Raw genomic sequence first — 15,519 nt, forward strand, 5'->3', positions numbered from 1 at the left:
CCGAAATGGAGCAATATTCCTTCCTGCGCCAATTGGCGGACAGTTGGGGGCTGCTGGCGCTGTTCCTGGTCTTTCTGGGCGTGATCCTGTGGGCCTTCCGGCCCGGCAGCCGCAAGGTCCACGACGAGATCGCCCATTCGATCTTCCGCAACGACAGCAAGCCAGTTCCCGCAGACGGAACCCGCGACGAGGAGGTCCGGTGATGGCCGAGAACGACAAGCACGACAGCCCGCACAATCCCGACAACCGGATCGAGCTGGACCGTCTGGCCGCGGATCAGGGCCACAAGGCCGATATCCTGCAAAACCCGGGCGGTGAGGCCCAGGGCAAGGCGCTTCACGCGCCGCTGCCCCCGGCGGCGGCCCGCAAGGCGGCGGCACGCGGGAAGCTGCCGCTTCAGGTCGCCACCACCGGCCACCAGTGGGACGGGATCGAGGAATTCGACAACCCGATGCCGCGCTGGTGGGTCTGGGTGTTCTATGCGACCATCGTCTGGGGAATCGGCTATACGATCCTCTATCCGGCCTGGCCGCTGGTAAGCCAGGCCACCCGGGGCCTTCTGGGCCACTCGACCCGCGAGGATGTCGCGGTCGAGATGGCGAGCTGGGACTCGCAGAATGCCGCGATCAAGCAGCAACTGGTCGAGACCGATCTGAACGAGATCCAGAACGACCCGCAACTGGCGAGCTTCGCCGAGAATGCGGGCGCCGCCGTCTTCCGCACCTATTGCGCGCAATGCCACGGCGCGGGGGCCAGCGGCATCGCCGAGCTTGGCTATCCCAACCTTCTGGACGACGACTGGCTCTGGGGCGGCACGATGGAGGATATCCACCTGACCGTGACCCACGGGATCCGCAATACCACCGATGCGGATGCGCGCTATTCCGAGATGCCGCGCTATGGTGTCGACGAGTTGCTGGAGCGCGAGGAGATCACCGCCGTCGTGGAATATGTCCTCCAGATCTCGGGCCAGGACCACGATTCGGCGCTCGCGGCGGGGGGCGAGGTGGTCTTCGCCGACAATTGCGCGGCCTGCCATGGCGAAACCGGCACGGGCGACATCTTCCAGGGGGCGCCCAACCTGACCGACCGGATCTGGCTTTACGGCGGCTCGCGCGAGGCGATCACCGAATCGGTCAACTACGCCCGTTTCGGCGTGATGCCGAACTGGAACGCGCGGCTGAGCGAGGACGAGATCCGCGCGGTCAGCTATTACGTCCACAGCCTGGGCGGTGGGCAGTAAGCGCGCCTGCGCAACGGAAGGCACGGCGGACGGCGGCCCCTCGGGGTCGCCGTCTTCGCTTTTCTAGGCGCTGTTCCGCGCCCGCCGTTTGATGCAGGTCAAGGCGGCGCGGGCGGCGGGCTGGCAAAGCTGTCGCCATACCCGGCAAAGTCCGGGATGCGGCCCCGGTCTCCCTTCCTGTTCGCGCGTTTCCTTGGGGTGGCCGGGGCTTTGCCACGCATTGCGCGCTGCACGCCGCGCCTTGCCTCCAGATTTCATCCCGCGCACGCGCCCTCCGACCGCGACAATCCGCCCTGCGGCCCGCTGTCCGATCACCCTCGCCGGAAGGAGCGGCTATTGATGCAGGTCAAGGCCGGGCACCGGCCTTCCTGCGATAGCAGGTTCAAAGTCGCATCCCAGCCCGGAGATTTCCGTGTCCTCCTCCGAAGCCAGCCCGCCGAGCCTTTATGCGGCGCGTGAGCCGATCTTCCCGCGCCGTGTGAAAGGTGCCTTCCGCACCGCCAAATGGTGGATCATGGCGATCACCCTGGGGATCTATTACATCACCCCCTGGCTCCGCTGGGACCGGGGGCCGAACCTGCCCGACCAGGCCGTGCTGATCGACATGGCGCATCGGCGCTTCTTCTTCTTCATGATCGAGATCTGGCCGCATGAATTCTATTTCGTGGCGGGCCTTCTGATCATGGCGGGGCTGGGGCTGTTCCTGTTCACCAGCGCCGCCGGGCGGGTCTGGTGCGGCTATGCCTGCCCCCAGACGGTCTGGACCGACCTTTTCATCCTGGTCGAGCGCTGGATCGAGGGCGACCGCAACGCCCGGATCCGCCTGCATCGCCAGGGCTGGAATGGTGAAAAGATCCGCAAGCGCGCGGTGAAATGGGTGGCCTGGTTCCTGATCGCGCTGGCCACCGGCGGGGCCTGGATCTTCTACTTCACCGATGCGCCGACGCTTGCGCGCGACCTGCTGACCTTCAGCGCCCATCCGGTCGCCTGGATCACCATGCTGATCCTGACCGCCACCACCTTCACCTTCGGGGGATTCGCGCGCGAGCAGATCTGCATCTACGCCTGCCCCTGGCCGCGCATCCAGGCCGCGATGATGGACGAGGACACGATCACCGTTGCCTATCGCGACTGGCGTGGCGAGCCGCGCGGCAAGAAGGGCGACACGGGCAATGGCGATTGCATCGACTGCATGGCCTGCGTCAACGTCTGCCCGATGGGGATCGACATCAGGAACGGCCAGCAACTGGCCTGCATCACCTGCGGCCTTTGCATCGACGCCTGCAACGACATGATGGACAAGATCGGCAAGCCTCGCGGCCTGATCGACTACATCGCCCTGACCGACGAGGCGCATGAGCGCGCGGGCAAGCCGAAGATCAGCATCTGGAAGCATGTTTTCCGGCTCCGCACGATCCTCTACACCGTGCTGTGGAGCGGGGTCGGCGCGGCGCTGGTGGTGGCCTTGTTCCTGCGCTCGGACATCGACCTGAACGTGACGCCGGTGCGCAATCCGACCTATGTGATGCTGTCGGACGGCACCATCCGCAACACCTATGACCTGCGGGTCAGGAACAAGCATGGCGAGGCCCGCTGGTTCACCCTCTCGGTGGTCTCGGAGGTGCCCCTGGGCCTGGCGGTCGAGGGGGCGGAGGAGGCCTGGGGCCTGAACCGGGTCGAGGTGGCCGCGAACGAGACCGCGCAGGTGCGGCTTTACCTGAGCGCGGCGCCCGACAGCGCCGCCGCCCTGGCCGACCGCAGCGAGGTGCAGATCTGGGTCGAGGGTCAGGGCACGTCTGACGCGCCCACCCGCGACAGGGTCTTCCGCAACACCGTGTTCAACGGCGCGGGCGAGTGACCGGGGGGCGGCTCGGGGTCGGCAAGTCGGCGCCGGGGGCGGCAATGGAACGAATGGAAAGGGACGGCATGAAAAGCGAACTCAAGGGCCACCACGTTCTGGCCATCACCGTCGGCGCCTTCGCGATCATCATTGCGGTGAATTTCACCATGGCCTGGAAGGCTGTCTCGACCTTCCCGGGGCTTGAGGTCCGCAACTCTTACGTCGCCAGCCAGGAGTTCAACGCCCGCCGCGACGCGCAAGAGGCGCTTGGCTGGACCGTGAGCCCGACCTACGACCGGGGCCGGATGGTGGTCGCCTTCGCCGATGGCGCCGGAACGCCGGTCGAGGTTTCCTCGCTTGAGGTGCTGATCGGCCGCACCACCCGCGCGGAAGACGACGTGCGGCCCGATTTCACCTGGCTGAATGGCCATTACGAGGCCGAGGTGCCGCTTGCCAACGGCGCCTGGATGATCAAGGTCTGGGCCCGGGCCAAGGATGGCACGCTGTTCGAAAAGCGCGTCGATTTCATGGTGAGGGACTAGCCATGGCCATCGCGGGAGAGCGTTTCGACACCGAATCCCCCGGCGGGCTGTCGGCCTGCCCGGCCTGCGTCGCGGCGCCCTCGGCGGCGGATATGGCGTCGGCGCCCGCCCCGGACGCGCGGATCATCCTGTCCCTGCCCGCCGCGCATTGCGCGGCCTGCATCTCGACGGTCGAGACCGCGCTCGGCCGTCTGCCCGGGGTGCGTTCGGCGCGCCTGAACCTGACCCTGCGCCGCGTCTCGGTCGATGCCGAGCCGCAGGTGACGGTGCCCGACCTGGTCGCGGCGCTGGCGCGCGAGGGCTATGAGGCGCATGAACTCGACCCCGGCCTTCTGTCCGCGACCGAGACCGACCGCCAGGGCCGCGACCTGCTGATGCGGCTTGGCGTGGCGTTTTTCTCGATGATGAACGTCATGCTGCTGTCGGTCGCGGTCTGGTCGGGCGCCGATGGCGTCACCCGCGATCTGTTCCACTGGATCTCGGCCGCCATCGCGCTGCCGACCGTGGCCTTTTCCGGCCAGCCCTTCTTCCGCTCGGCCTGGGCCGGGCTGAAGGCGGGGCGGCTGGGGATGGATTTCCCGATCAGCCTCGCGCTGGTGCTGGCCTCGTCGATCTCGGTCTTCGAGACCATCCATTCCGGCCACCACGCCTATTTCGACGCGGCGGTGATGCTGTGTTTCTTCCTGCTGCTCGGCCGCTATCTCGACCATCGCACCCGCGCCGTGGCGCGCTCGGCCGCGCAGGAGCTGGCCGCGCTGGAAGTGCCGCGCGCCACCGTGATCGAGGCGGATGGCACCGAGGTCGTCAGACCCATCGCCGATGTCCTGGCGGGGGATCTGGTGCTGGTGCGTCCGGGCGGGCGGATGCCGGTCGACGGCGTGGTGGAATGCGGCGCGTCCGAACTGGACCGCAGCCTTCTGACCGGCGAGACCCTGCCGGTTCCTGTCGCCCCCGGCGCGCGTGTGTCGGCGGGCGAGGTCAACCTGACCGGGCCGCTCACGCTGCGGGTGACGGCGGCGGGGCGCGATTCCTCGCTGCACCGGATGGCGGATCTGGTCGCGGTCGCGGAATCGGCGCGCACGCGCTATACCTCTCTCGCCGACAGGGCGTCGAAACTCTATTCGCCGCTGGTCCATATCCTGTCCTTCTCGGCCTTCGGCTACTGGATGTGGGCGACCGGGGGCGACATCCGCTATGCCGTCAACATCTCGGCGGCGGTGCTGATCATCACCTGCCCCTGCGCGCTTGGCCTTGCGGTGCCTGCGGTGATCACCGCGGCCTCGGGCAAGCTGTTCCGCAAGGGCCTTCTGATCAAGCAGGGCACCGCGCTGGAGCGTCTGGCCGAGGTCGATACCGTGGTCTTCGACAAGACCGGCACCCTGACCATGGGCACGCCCGAGGCGCTGAACCTCGACAGCCATCCCGCCCCGGCGGTCGAGGTGGCGCTGGCGTTGGCCGGGGCCTCGTCGCATCCCTTGGCGCTGGCGCTGGCCGAGGCGGCGCGCGCCAAAGGCTATCGTCCCGCCCGCGTCGAGGAGATCCGCGAGGCGCCGGGCTATGGGATCGAGGGGCTGTGGAAGGGGCGCCGTGTCCGCCTTGGCCGCGCCGAATGGTGCGGCGCCGAGGGCGTGGCCGAGACCGCGACCTATCTGTCCACCGGCGAGGGCGCGGCGCGTGCCTTCACCTTCGCCGACCGGCTGCGCCCCGGCGCGGTCGAGGTGATGGCGGCGCTTTCGGCGGCGGGGCACAAGGTCGTGCTGCTTTCGGGCGACAATCCGGCGGCGGTCGGCGCGCTGGCCGAACGGCTGGGCATCGCCGACTGGCAAGCGGGTGTGCTGCCCGCCGAGAAATCCGCCCATGTCGCGCGGCTGAAATCCGAAGGCGCCAAGGTGCTGATGGTGGGCGACGGGCTGAACGACACGGCGGCGCTGGCCGAGGCGCATGTCTCGATCTCGCCCGCGACCGCGCTGGATGCGGCGCGGGCGGCCTCGGACATCGTGCTCTTGGGCAGGGACATGGCGCCGATCGCCGATGCCCTGCGCATCAGCCGCCAGACCACAAAGCGGATTGTCGAGAACTTCCAGATCTCGGCGGGTTACAATGTGATCGCGGTGCCGCTGGCGCTGGTGGGGCTTTGCACCCCGCTTGCGGCGGCGCTGGCGATGTCGCTATCCTCGATCACGGTTTCGCTGAACGCGCTGCGCCTGAAATGACCGAAGCCTGGAATGATCGGAGCCAGAAATGATCGGAGAATGACGCGATGGAAATTCTGGGCATCCTGATTCCGGTTTCGCTTTTCCTGGGCTTTCTGGGGCTTCTGGCCTTCGTCTGGTCGATGCGCTCGCGCCAGTTCGACGACCCCGAGGGCGATGCGAACCGCATCCTGACCAAGGACTGGGACGACAAGCCCCGGCCCTGATCCGGCCTTCATCGGGGCAGAGGCCCCTGGGCGCGCGCTACGCGCCAGACTGCGTCAAGCCGCCGGAAAGGCCGCGCCGCGCCCGGGCCCGAGGCAAAGGATCTTGCCAGTCCGAATGGGGGCGGCCTCAGCCTTCGCCAGCCACAACCGGCGCGGCTGCGGCGGGGCGGGCCCTGCGCGCCCGCTCGGTCGCGGATTTCAGCTGGCCGCAGGCGGCCATGATATCCTCACCCCGGGGCGTGCGGATCGGCGAGGCATAGCCCGCCTTGTAGATGATGTCGGCGAAGGCCTCGATCCGCTCCCAGTCCGAGCGTTGATAGGGGCTGCCGGGCCATTCGTTGAACGGGATCAGGTTGATCTTCGCCGGGATCCCCGCGATCAGCCGGACCAGCCGCCGCGCATCGGCATCGGAATCGTTCACGTCCTTCAGCATCACATATTCGAAGGTGATCCGCTCGGAATTGGACAGTTTCGGATAGTCGCGCAGCGCCGTCAGCAATTCGGCGATGTTCCACTTCTTGTTGATCGGCACCAGCCGGTCGCGCACCTCGTCGGTGGTGGCATGGAAGGAGACCGCGAGCTGGCAGCCGATCTCCTGCGCGGTGCGGGCGATCTCGGGGACGACGCCGCTGGTCGAAAGCGTGATCCGGCGGCGGCCGAGGGCGATCCCCTCGCCATCCATCACCACTTTCATCGCGTCGCGCACGGCGTCGAAATTGTAAAGCGGCTCGCCCATGCCCATCAGCACGATGTTCGAGACAAGCCGCTCCGAGATCGAGCCCTCGCCCGGCTCGGGCCATTCGCCCAGATCGTCGCGCGCCAGCATGACCTGGCCGACGATCTCGCCCGCGGTCAGGTTGCGCACCAGCCGCTGCGTGCCGGTATGGCAGAAGGAACAGGTCAGGGTGCAGCCGACCTGGCTGCTGACGCAAAGCGTGCCGCGGCCCTCCTCGGGGATATAGACCACCTCGACCTCATGGCCGCCCGCGATCCGCACCAGATATTTGCGGGTGCCGTCGGCCGAGACCTGGCGCGAGACCACCTCGGGCAGGGCGATCTCGAACCTGTCGGCCAGCAGGGCGCGATAATCCTTCGACAGGTTGGTCATCCGCGCGAAATCCCGCACGCCCCAGTGATAGACCCATTGCCAGATCTGGCCCAGGCGCATCTTAGCCTGTTTCTCGGGCGTGCCCGCGGCGATCAGCGCCTCGCGCAGGGCGGGACGGGTCAGGCCGAGGATGTTGATCCGCCCGCTTTCGGGAAGCTTGCGCGGAATCGTCAGCACATCCTGGGTGATCGGGGCCGAGGCCTTGGCCGCATCGCGGCTGGACGGAAGGACGGGGATATTCATGGCTTGGGCCTTTCGACAGGCGGTCTTGCGACACTTGGGGCTATGGAAACGAGGCTACGGGAATCGGGTGCGCGCCTTGGGCGGGCCCGATCCGGGGGTATTGCGTGCGGATATAGGGGATTTCCCGGAAAAAGAAAGCGCGCCCTGCATCACAGGGCGCGAAATCCGCAGGGATCGGTGGTGGCCGGGCCGGGGCGCGGGCTATTGGCAGCGCGCGGCCGCGTCGTTCATCGCGGCGGTGAAGCCGCGCAGCGAAAAGGTATCGTCGGTCTGGGTGCCCCGGCCCGAACGCGCCGTCAGCTTGGCATTGGTGCCCGCCCGCATCGCCGCGACCAGGGCCGCGTCATCCGCCGCCGATCCCGACCAGGCCCATTCGCCATCCGTGAACAACTGGAACTGCCGCCCGTCGACATCGACGCTGACGGTCGAGCCGCTGGCGAAAGGATAGCCGCCGGTGAAGGAGATCTCGCCCGGGCGGCCCGGACGGAAGGTGACGAACAGCAAGATCTCGCCCCGCCGGACCGAGGCGGGCTGGCCGTCGCGGGTGTTCAGGGTTTCCTTGGGCTTCGACACGCCCCAGCATTCCTTCGAGGGGCTCTCCTCGACGAAGACGTTCCAGTCGGTCATGGTGCCGACGCGATTGGTCGATTCCTGCGCATGTGCTGCCATCGGCGCGACCAGAGTGATTGCGGCGGCGCCGAGCGCGCGGCGAAGGGCGGAAGTCATGTTTCTCGCAGCCTCCAAGCTGTCTTTTGCCTCTGTCCGCGTTCCGCGCGCTGCGTGACCCATGCCCGGAGGGGTTGCGCCCCGGGGGATCATTCTCGGCTGGCGGGCGCGACCTGAACCCGATAATCGAGAAATACGCAAAAAGGCCGTTGGGCGAAAGCCCCATGGGCGGAAAATCGCAGATCTGTGAGGGCGGGTGATGGATCAAGTCAATCAGGGCGCGGCGCCCATGGCCGAGCTGTGGCGCGGGGGCGTGCTGGAAAGCACCCATCTGGGCCATGCCGTGATCTGCGACGCGGGCGGGATCGTCGCGCAATGGGGCAATCCCGATGCGGTGATCTTCCCGCGATCCTCCTGCAAGATGATCCAGGCGCTGCCATTGGTCGAGACCGGGGCGGCCGATGCCGCGGGGTTGGGCGAGGCGCATCTTGCGCTTGCCTGCGCCAGCCATCAGGGCGCGCATCTTCATGTGGAAATGGCCGGGCGCTGGATCGCCGATCTGGGCCTTGCCGAGTCCGACCTGCGCTGCGGTGCGCATGAACCCGCCGACCGGGAAGAGCGCGACCGCCTGATCCGCGCCGGGTCGGCGCCGTGCCAGTTGCACAACAACTGCTCGGGCAAGCATTCTGGCTTTCTGACCGTGGTCCGGCATCAGGGCTGGGGCGCCGAATATCACGAGATCGACCATCCCCTGCAACGCGCGATCCGCGCCGCTTCCGAAGAGGTCACGGGCGAGACCGTCTCGGGCTGGGGGGTCGACGGCTGTTCGGCGCCGAATTTCGCCTTTTCGGTCGCGGGTCTGGCGGGGGCCATGGCGGCTTTCGCCAGGGCCCGCGAAGGCGCGGGCGCGCGTGAAAGCGCGATGGCGCGGCTGGTTGCGGCCATGGCCCGCCACCCCGAGCTTGTCGCGGGCGAGGGGCGCGCATGCACCGAATTGATGCGCGCCATGGGCGGCAAGGTCGCGGTCAAGACCGGCGCCGAGGGCGTTTTTGTCGCCATCCTGCCCGAGCGCGGCATCGGTATCGCGCTGAAGGCGCTCGACGGCAATGCGCGCGCCTCCGAGGCGGCGGTGGCGGCGCTGCTGGTCCGGCTGGGCGCGCTGGATCCCGCCCATCCGGCGGCGGTCCGGCGGCTGAACCCGGTGCAGAAGAACTGGCGCGGGATCGAGACCGGCGAGATCCGCACCGCCCCCGGTTTCGGCTGAGGGCGCCCGGGGGGCAAGGCGCGGTAACGGCAAGATGACATCCCGCGCTTGATTTGCCGCCGCCGGGACGGCAGACTTCCCCCATGAACATGGAAGCACCCGTGCCATTCACCCCGCCCGGGCGGGTCACCGATCCGGTAGCCTTCGACCGGCGCGAGCTTTCGGTGATCCTGCGGCTTTACGGCCAGATGGTCGCGGCGGGCGAATGGCGCGATTACGGCATCTCGCCGGGGCGCGAGGTCGCGGTCTTCGCCGTCTTCCGCCGCACCGCCGAACATCCGCTCTACCGGATCGAGAAACGCCCGAAGCTGCGGGCGAAACAGGGGATCTATGCCGTGATCGGCGAGGGCGGGCAGGTCCTGCGCCGCGGTCATGACCTTGAGGCGGTGCTGCGGGTGCTGGAGCGCAAGCTGATCCGCCCCATCGACTGACCTGTCCCGGCAGGGGCGGTCAGGAGCAGGGCGGGCACGGACAGGGGATCCGCCTCAGACCCGCTTGCGCGCCAGGATCGGGCCGCCCCCGGCGCCTTCGATCCGCGCAGAGGCCGCCGACAGGGTCTCATGGGCCACGTTCATGCTGTGGCCATTGGCATGGATGATCCGGTCCGGGCCGGTCACCAGCGCGACATGGCCCTTCCAGAACACCAGATCGCCCCGCTGCTCATCGCCTTGCGCCACATCGGCGCCAAGCGCCTGCTGCAGGTCGCTGTCGGCGGGCATCCCGCGCCCGGCGGCATGGAAGGCCAGTTGCACGAGGCCCGAGCAATCGACCCCCGCCGCCGAATTGCCGCCCCACAGATAGGGCGCGCACAGAAGGCTTTCCGCGACGGTCACTGGATCCACGGCAAAGACCCCGAGCGGGGCGAGATGGCGGGCTGGGACGAAGCCCTCGGGCGTGCGCGCCCATGCGCCGGTGCCGCCCGAAGGCGCGCCACCCGCGGCCTCGGTGCTGTCGACCACGGTCAGAAGCGCGTTCAGCCACAAGGGATGCAGGGGCTCGGCCTGCACCCTCGGCTCGGGGTAGAGATGGCTCGCGGGGGTGATCAGCCGATGCGTGGGGGCGCGGGCGGGGGCCAGATCCGCCTCGGCCAGCCAGCCGCAATAGCCGTCCTTCTTCGCCATGGCGAAGGCGTGGCCGTCGCGGCGGTCGATCACGCTCACCGCCTCGCCATAAAGGAGTTGCCTGTCGATCGCCCCGCCGGGTGCTGCGCGCAGCGCGGCCAGCGGGCGCAGGATCCGTGCGGGCTCCCCCTCGGTCAGCGCTGCATCGGCGATGCGCCCGGCCAGCGAGACATGGCCGACCCGGCCCGAGAACGGCGTCAGGCGGCGGTCGGTCACAGGCCGAGCATCCGGGGCAAAGCCTCAAGCACCGCCCGCGCGCCCTGGCCCGCGCCGCCCTTGGGGCGGGCGGGGGCGGCATTGGGGATATGGCCGTAGATGTCGAAATGCAGATAGCGCGGATGGTCGGCGAAGCGGCGCAGGAACAGTGCCGCCGTGATCGCGCCTGCGAAACCGAAGGAAGGCGCATTGTCCAGATCGGCGATCCCGGGCTCGATCACCGATTCGTAGGGTTGATGGAAGGGCATGCGCCAGACCGGATCCAGCCCCGCCTTCGCCCCCGTCTCAAGCGCGGCGGCGAGGTGATCGTCGTCGGTCCAGTAGGGCGCCAGATCCGGGCCGACGGCCACCCGCGCCGCCCCGGTCAGCGTCGCCATCGAGATCACCAGGTCCACCGGCCGCTCGACCGCAAGCGCCAGCGCATCGGCCAGCACCAGGCGGCCTTCGGCATCGGTGTTGTTCACCTCGACCGTCAGGCCCTTGCGGCTGGTCAGGATGTCCTTCGGCTTCTGCGCATTGCCCGCGATCACATTCTCGACCGCCGGGATCAGCACGCGCAGCCGCAGCGGCAGCTTCAACGCCATGATCATATGGGCCAGCCCCAGCACCGTGGCCGCGCCGCCCATGTCCTTCTTCATCAGCAGCATGCCCGAGGAGGGTTTCAGATCCAGCCCGCCGGTGTCGAAACAGACCCCCTTTCCGACCAGCGTCAGCGCGGGCCCCTCGCTGCCCCATTCGATCTCGATCAGGCGCGGCGCGCGCGGAGAGGCGCGGCCGACAGCATGGATCATCGGGAAATTCCGGGCCAGCAGGTCCTCGCCCCGGATCGCACCGGCCCGCGCGCCGAAGCGTTCGGCCAGGGCGAAGGCGGCGGCCTCCAGTTCCTCGGGGCCCATGTCCTGCGCGGGTGTGTTGATCAGGTCGCGGGTGAGGAACTCGCCCTCGGCCATGGCCAGAAGCCGCGCGGTGTCGCAACCCTCGGGCGGCAGAAGTCGGGCGGGCGCGGGCGCCGGTTTGCCGGGGCGGTAGCGGTCGAACCCATAGCCCGACAAGAGCCAGGCCAGCAGCGTCTCGGTGGTGTCGTCGGGGGGAAGGGGCGCGGCAAGATGCCAGGCCCCGCCCGGCAGAGCGGCGACCGCCTTGGCGATGCCGAACCGGCTGCGCGTGCGCTCGGCCCGGGTGCCGAGGCCCGCGACCGCGCCCGCAAGCCCGCCCTCCGGCCCTGGCAGCAGCACCAACTGCCCCAGGGCGCCGGTGAATCCGCTGGCCTTCAGCCAGGCGGCATGATGGGTTCCGCCGCTGGCCGACAGGCCGCCGAGGAAGGCGTCGAGCGCGTCGGAGGCGACGGCATGGAAGGGCAGGGTCGGCGTGCCCGGCGCCGCGAAGGCGGGCGCGGCGGATGCGGCGGACGGGGGAAGGGGCGAGGGCATGAAGATGATCCGGGAAATGGAAGCCGGTCGAAGACTAACGCCGCCCGCGCCCGCCGCAAGCCCGACCGTGCGGGAGGACGGGCCCGGCTTCCGGCTGGTGCCGCTGGCCCGCATGTTCCGGCCTCAGCCCCGTTGTTCTCAGAGACAGCTCTCGCACCTGGGCGCGGCCCCGCGAAGCACGTCGAGTAGTTGGAGGGGAAAGCGCCCAAGGGCGGCCGACCGGCCGAACCAATGGGCCGTATCGGCATCGGGCTTCACGCTTCCGCCGTTTCGCAGGGCCGCCTGGTCCGCATGTCGGCCAGACCCACGATGGCAGCGAGCCCGGGCCCGGCCAGAGGCCGAAGGGTCGGGGCCTGCGGCGATCAGAGATGCGAAGGGAAGGAAGATATGTCTCCCGGGCGCGGGTGCCGCAAAGTCGCCGGAAACAACCGCCGACGCCGGAGGCGGATCGAGCCCTTGGCCGACAGTCCCAAGGATGCGCCTCCAGATACCGGCCTGAGACTGAGGGCCTTGCCCCGTGGCCAGTCTCAACGCGCCCGGCCGCCCAGCCGGGCCGCCACCAGCGCGATGGCCCGGGCGATGGCCTCATCGGCGGAAAGCGCCCCTGTGTCGAGCGTTACCGCATCCGCCGCCGGGCGCAGGGGGGCATCGGCGCGGTTCCGGTCGCGTGCGTCACGCTCCTCGACCTCCGCCAGCACATCGGCAAGCGGCCGCACCCCGGCCGCGCCGCCAAGCTCAAGCCAGCGGCGGCGGGCGCGCACCTCGGCGCTGGCGGTGACGAAGATCTTCGCCTCGGCCTCGGGGCAGATCACCGTGCCGATGTCGCGGCCATCGAGCACCGCGCCGCCCGCGCGCCGGGCGAAGCGACGCTGGAAATCCAGCAGCGCCGCGCGCACCCCAGGCAGCGCCGCCACGCGCGAGGCGGCCTGCCCGGCTTCGAGCGAACGCAGGTCGTCGCGCTCCAGATCGCCGGGCGACAGGTTCCGCGCCGCCTCGACCGGATCGCCGCCCTTGACCCCCACGGCCCGGTAAAGCGCGCCGGTATCGAGATGGGCAAAGCCGAAATGCGCGGCGACCGCCCGGCTGATCGTGCCCTTGCCCGCGGCGGCGGGCCCGTCGATCGCGACCGTGAAGACCATCGCCATCCCCGCCTCAGCCGCGCCGGATCGCGGCGCCAAGGCCGTTCATCAGCCCCTCGAACAGCGGGAAGGAGGTCATGATCGGCGCGCCGTCGTCCACCGTGATCTCGCGCTGCGCCGCCATGCCCGCGACCAGGAAGCTCATTGCGATCCGGTGGTCGAGATGGGTGGCGCAGGTCGCCCCCCCCGGCATGCCGCCCGCCCCCATGCCATGGACGATCAGCGTGTCCTCATCCTCTTCGGTCCGCACGCCGCAGGCTTCAAGCCCGCGCGCCATGGCGTCGATCCGGTCGGATTCCTTGACCCGCAATTCCTTGACGCCGCGCATCACCGTGCGGCCGTCGGCAAAGGCCGCGACCACCGACAGCACCGGATATTCGTCGATCATCGAGGGCGCGCGGCCGGGCGGCACCTCGACGCCCCTCAGGTCGGGCGAGAAGCGCACATGCAGGTCCGCCACCGGCTCGCCCCCCTCTTCGCGCGGGTTTTCGAAAGAAATGTCGGCGCCCATCTCGACCAGGGTCAGATAGAGGCCGTTGCGGGTGGGGTTCTGGCTGACGCCCGGCACCCGGATCTCCGAGCCCTCGGTGATCAGCGCGGCGCAGGTCGGGAAGGCGGCCGAGGACGGATCGCGCGGCACCGCGACGCCCTGCGGCCGCAACTCGGGGCGCCCGACCAGGGTGATCACCTGGCCCTCCGGCCCGGCCTCGACCGCGACCTCGGCGCCGAAGCCGCGCAGCATGCGCTCGGAATGGTCGCGCGTGGGCTCGCGCTCGATCACCACGGTCTCGCCCGGCGCGTTCAGCCCGGCCAGCAGTACCGCCGATTTCACCTGGGCCGAGGCCATCGGCAGGACATAACGCACCGGCACCGGATCCGCCGCGCCGACAAGCGTCATCGGCAGCCGCCCGCCCTTGCGCCCGAAGGCCCGCGCCCCGAACAGCGACAGCGGATCGGTCACCCGCCCCATCGGGCGCTTGCGCAAGCTCGCGTCGCCGGTGAAGGTGACCGAGATCGGGGTCGTCGCCACCGCCCCCATCAAGAGCCGGACCCCGGTGCCGGAATTGCCGCAGTCGATCAGGTCCGAAGGCTCCGAAAACCCGCCGGTGCCGACACCATGCACACTCCAGGCGCCCTCGCCCAGCCGGGTTACCTCGGCGCCCAGGGCCCGCATCGCCTTGGCGGTGTCCAGCACGTCCTGGCCCTCCAGAAGGCCGCTGATCCGGGTCTCGCCCACCGCCATCGCCCCGAAGATCAGCGCCCGATGCGAGATCGACTTGTCCCCCGGCACGGCGGCCACGCCGGAAAGCGGGCCGGAGCGGGCCGAGATCATCGGTTGGGCCTCAGCATGGCCTGACATGGGCTTCTCCATCGGATGGTTGGCAGCTTGGATAGCGCAACTGCGGCGGACGGTCCAGCCGCGCCCGGGGGCGCGCGCGCGGGCACACCACCCTGCCAGCGTGGGCGCCGACCCCACGAAGAAGCCGCGCCCCCCCACCCCGAACAGCCTTTGCCCCTTCATCTTGGCAAAAATATCCCCGCCGGAGGCAGCCCGGCGTCACACCCGCCGGAAGGTCAGGTAATGGGGCGCCCGGCCCTCGCGCAGGGCCTTCTGCTCGTATCGGGTCGAGATCCAGTCCGGCCAGGCCCCGCCCTCACCGGCCCGATGCCCCAGCCGGAAGCCCGCGGGCGGCACTTCCTCAAGCGTCTGGCGCACGTAGTCGGGGATATCGGTGGCGACCCGGAACTCGGCCCCGGGCACCATGACGCGGTGCAGCGGGCGCAGGTAATCCCGCGTCACGAAGCGGCGGCGATGGTGGCGCGCCTTCGGCCAGGGATCGGGGTAGTTCAGGAAGACCTTGTGCAGCACGCCATCGGGCAGCACGTCGAAAAGATCCCGCACATCGCCGGGATGGATCGAGAGATTGCCGACCCCCGCCTGCCGGATCTTGCCCAGGAGCATCGCGATCCCGTTCACGAAGGGCTCGGCCCCGATCAGATGGACCCCCGGATTGGCGGCGGCCATATGGACCATATGCTCGCCGCCGCCGAAACCGACCTCAAGCCACAGCGGGCGGCCCCCGAACCGGGTCGGGTCGAGCGGGCTGCGGGCCGGGTTCTCTTCGGCGCTCACCCCCTTCAGCCGCAGGGCCTCGAGATCGTGCGACAGATAGTCCTTCTGCGAATTGCGCAGGGTCTTGCCGTGGATCCTGCCGTAGAAATTACGGCGCGCGGCGGCGGCAGGTTCCGGGGGTTCGACGGGATCGGGCATCGCAAGGCTTTCAGGC

General features: G+C 69.4%; 15 protein-coding genes. 8 read left to right on the forward strand and 7 right to left on the reverse strand.

Annotated features, from left to right (window positions below):
- The first annotated feature begins 5 nt into the window (after window positions 1-5).
- The 6 genes from ABNX41_RS06230 (at window position 6) to ccoS (ending at window position 6,044) form a co-directional block, all read left to right on the forward strand.
- A complete protein-coding gene (locus ABNX41_RS06230) occupies window positions 6-203 on the forward strand; it encodes a cbb3-type cytochrome c oxidase subunit 3 (protein ID WP_438668856.1) in 198 nt (65 codons plus the stop codon).
- Window positions 203-1,243, forward strand: a complete 1,041-nt coding sequence (ccoP, locus tag ABNX41_RS06235; RefSeq protein WP_438668857.1) for a cytochrome-c oxidase, cbb3-type subunit III — start codon at window positions 203-205, stop codon at window positions 1,241-1,243. Before ABNX41_RS06230 ends, ccoP begins: the two co-directional genes overlap by 1 nt.
- Before the next feature lie 412 nt (window positions 1,244-1,655).
- Entirely contained in the window at window positions 1,656-3,101 is a 1,446-nt protein-coding gene (ccoG, locus tag ABNX41_RS06240) for a cytochrome c oxidase accessory protein CcoG (protein WP_438668858.1), read from the forward strand.
- Between the two features lie 68 nt (window positions 3,102-3,169).
- Window positions 3,170-3,625: a FixH family protein gene (locus ABNX41_RS06245; protein ID WP_438668859.1), complete on the forward strand. Its 456-nt coding sequence runs from the start codon at window positions 3,170-3,172 to the stop codon at window positions 3,623-3,625.
- Window positions 3,626-3,627: 2 nt separating this feature from the next.
- Window positions 3,628-5,838 (forward strand): heavy metal translocating P-type ATPase, encoded by a 2,211-nt coding sequence (locus ABNX41_RS06250; RefSeq protein ID WP_438668860.1) that lies wholly within the window; start codon window positions 3,628-3,630, stop codon window positions 5,836-5,838.
- A gap of 47 nt (window positions 5,839-5,885) precedes the next feature.
- Window positions 5,886-6,044 (forward strand): cbb3-type cytochrome oxidase assembly protein CcoS, encoded by a 159-nt coding sequence (ccoS, locus tag ABNX41_RS06255; RefSeq protein ID WP_438668861.1) that lies wholly within the window; start codon window positions 5,886-5,888, stop codon window positions 6,042-6,044.
- Between the two features lie 127 nt (window positions 6,045-6,171).
- Here ccoS and rlmN read toward each other — a convergent pair whose 3' ends face one another.
- Entirely contained in the window at window positions 6,172-7,395 is a 1,224-nt protein-coding gene (gene rlmN, locus ABNX41_RS06260; protein ID WP_438668862.1) for a dual-specificity RNA methyltransferase RlmN, read from the reverse strand.
- Between the two features lie 201 nt (window positions 7,396-7,596).
- Complete coding sequence (locus tag ABNX41_RS06265) at window positions 7,597-8,121, reverse strand: invasion associated locus B family protein (RefSeq protein ID WP_438668863.1); 525 nt, start codon at window positions 8,119-8,121, stop codon at window positions 7,597-7,599.
- 199 nt (window positions 8,122-8,320) lie between these two features.
- Here ABNX41_RS06265 and ABNX41_RS06270 point away from each other — a divergent pair, with 199 nt between their 5' ends.
- Entirely contained in the window at window positions 8,321-9,325 is a 1,005-nt protein-coding gene (locus tag ABNX41_RS06270) for an asparaginase (RefSeq protein WP_438668864.1), read from the forward strand.
- An 83-nt stretch (window positions 9,326-9,408) separates the two neighbouring features.
- The gene (locus ABNX41_RS06275; protein WP_438668865.1) at window positions 9,409-9,756 is read left to right on the forward strand and encodes a DUF2794 domain-containing protein; all 348 of its coding nucleotides are present in this window, start codon (window positions 9,409-9,411) and stop codon (window positions 9,754-9,756) included.
- A 54-nt stretch (window positions 9,757-9,810) separates the two neighbouring features.
- On the opposite strand, the gene ABNX41_RS06280 is transcribed toward ABNX41_RS06275, so the two are convergent.
- The 5 genes from ABNX41_RS06280 to trmB form a co-directional block, all read right to left on the reverse strand.
- Window positions 9,811-10,662 (reverse strand): C40 family peptidase, encoded by an 852-nt coding sequence (locus tag ABNX41_RS06280; protein WP_438668866.1) that lies wholly within the window; start codon window positions 10,660-10,662, stop codon window positions 9,811-9,813.
- Window positions 10,659-12,092 (reverse strand): leucyl aminopeptidase family protein, encoded by a 1,434-nt coding sequence (locus tag ABNX41_RS06285; RefSeq protein WP_438668867.1) that lies wholly within the window; start codon window positions 12,090-12,092, stop codon window positions 10,659-10,661. Before ABNX41_RS06285 ends, ABNX41_RS06280 begins: the two co-directional genes overlap by 4 nt.
- A 527-nt stretch (window positions 12,093-12,619) precedes the next feature.
- Window positions 12,620-13,231, reverse strand: coding sequence for a (d)CMP kinase (locus tag ABNX41_RS06290; protein ID WP_438668891.1), 612 nt, complete (start codon window positions 13,229-13,231; stop codon window positions 12,620-12,622).
- A gap of 13 nt (window positions 13,232-13,244) precedes the next feature.
- Window positions 13,245-14,591 (reverse strand): 3-phosphoshikimate 1-carboxyvinyltransferase, encoded by a 1,347-nt coding sequence (gene aroA / locus ABNX41_RS06295; RefSeq protein WP_438668868.1) that lies wholly within the window; start codon window positions 14,589-14,591, stop codon window positions 13,245-13,247.
- Between the two features lie 198 nt (window positions 14,592-14,789).
- Window positions 14,790-15,503, reverse strand: a complete 714-nt coding sequence (gene trmB, locus ABNX41_RS06300) for a tRNA (guanine(46)-N(7))-methyltransferase TrmB (RefSeq protein ID WP_438668869.1) — start codon at window positions 15,501-15,503, stop codon at window positions 14,790-14,792.
- Window positions 15,504-15,519 lie beyond the last annotated feature (16 nt).

This window comes from Pseudogemmobacter sonorensis, assembly GCF_042762395.1.
GTDB classification, from domain to species: domain Bacteria; phylum Pseudomonadota; class Alphaproteobacteria; order Rhodobacterales; family Rhodobacteraceae; genus Pseudogemmobacter; species Pseudogemmobacter sonorensis.

Bases quoted from the DNA above. Each gene is read 5' to 3' on its own strand.
- ccoS (WP_438668861.1), top strand. From the start codon at position 5,886: ATGGAAATTCTGGGCATCCTGATTCCGGTTTCGCTTTTCCTGGGCTTT.
- ABNX41_RS06230 (WP_438668856.1), top strand. From the start codon at position 6: ATGGAGCAATATTCCTTCCTGCGCCAATTGGCGGACAGTTGGGGGCTG.
- ABNX41_RS06245 (WP_438668859.1), top strand. From the start codon at position 3,170: ATGAAAAGCGAACTCAAGGGCCACCACGTTCTGGCCATCACCGTCGGC.
- ABNX41_RS06250 (WP_438668860.1), top strand. From the start codon at position 3,628: ATGGCCATCGCGGGAGAGCGTTTCGACACCGAATCCCCCGGCGGGCTG.
- ABNX41_RS06265 (WP_438668863.1), bottom strand. From the start codon at position 8,121: ATGACTTCCGCCCTTCGCCGCGCGCTCGGCGCCGCCGCAATCACTCTG.
- rlmN (WP_438668862.1), bottom strand. From the start codon at position 7,395: ATGAATATCCCCGTCCTTCCGTCCAGCCGCGATGCGGCCAAGGCCTCG.
- ABNX41_RS06290 (WP_438668891.1), bottom strand. From the start codon at position 13,231: ATGGTCTTCACGGTCGCGATCGACGGGCCCGCCGCCGCGGGCAAGGGC.
- ccoP (WP_438668857.1), top strand. From the start codon at position 203: ATGGCCGAGAACGACAAGCACGACAGCCCGCACAATCCCGACAACCGG.
- ABNX41_RS06275 (WP_438668865.1), top strand. From the start codon at position 9,409: ATGAACATGGAAGCACCCGTGCCATTCACCCCGCCCGGGCGGGTCACC.
- ABNX41_RS06270 (WP_438668864.1), top strand. From the start codon at position 8,321: ATGGATCAAGTCAATCAGGGCGCGGCGCCCATGGCCGAGCTGTGGCGC.
- ABNX41_RS06285 (WP_438668867.1), bottom strand. From the start codon at position 12,092: ATGCCCTCGCCCCTTCCCCCGTCCGCCGCATCCGCCGCGCCCGCCTTC.
- trmB (WP_438668869.1), bottom strand. From the start codon at position 15,503: ATGCCCGATCCCGTCGAACCCCCGGAACCTGCCGCCGCCGCGCGCCGT.
- aroA (WP_438668868.1), bottom strand. From the start codon at position 14,591: ATGTCAGGCCATGCTGAGGCCCAACCGATGATCTCGGCCCGCTCCGGC.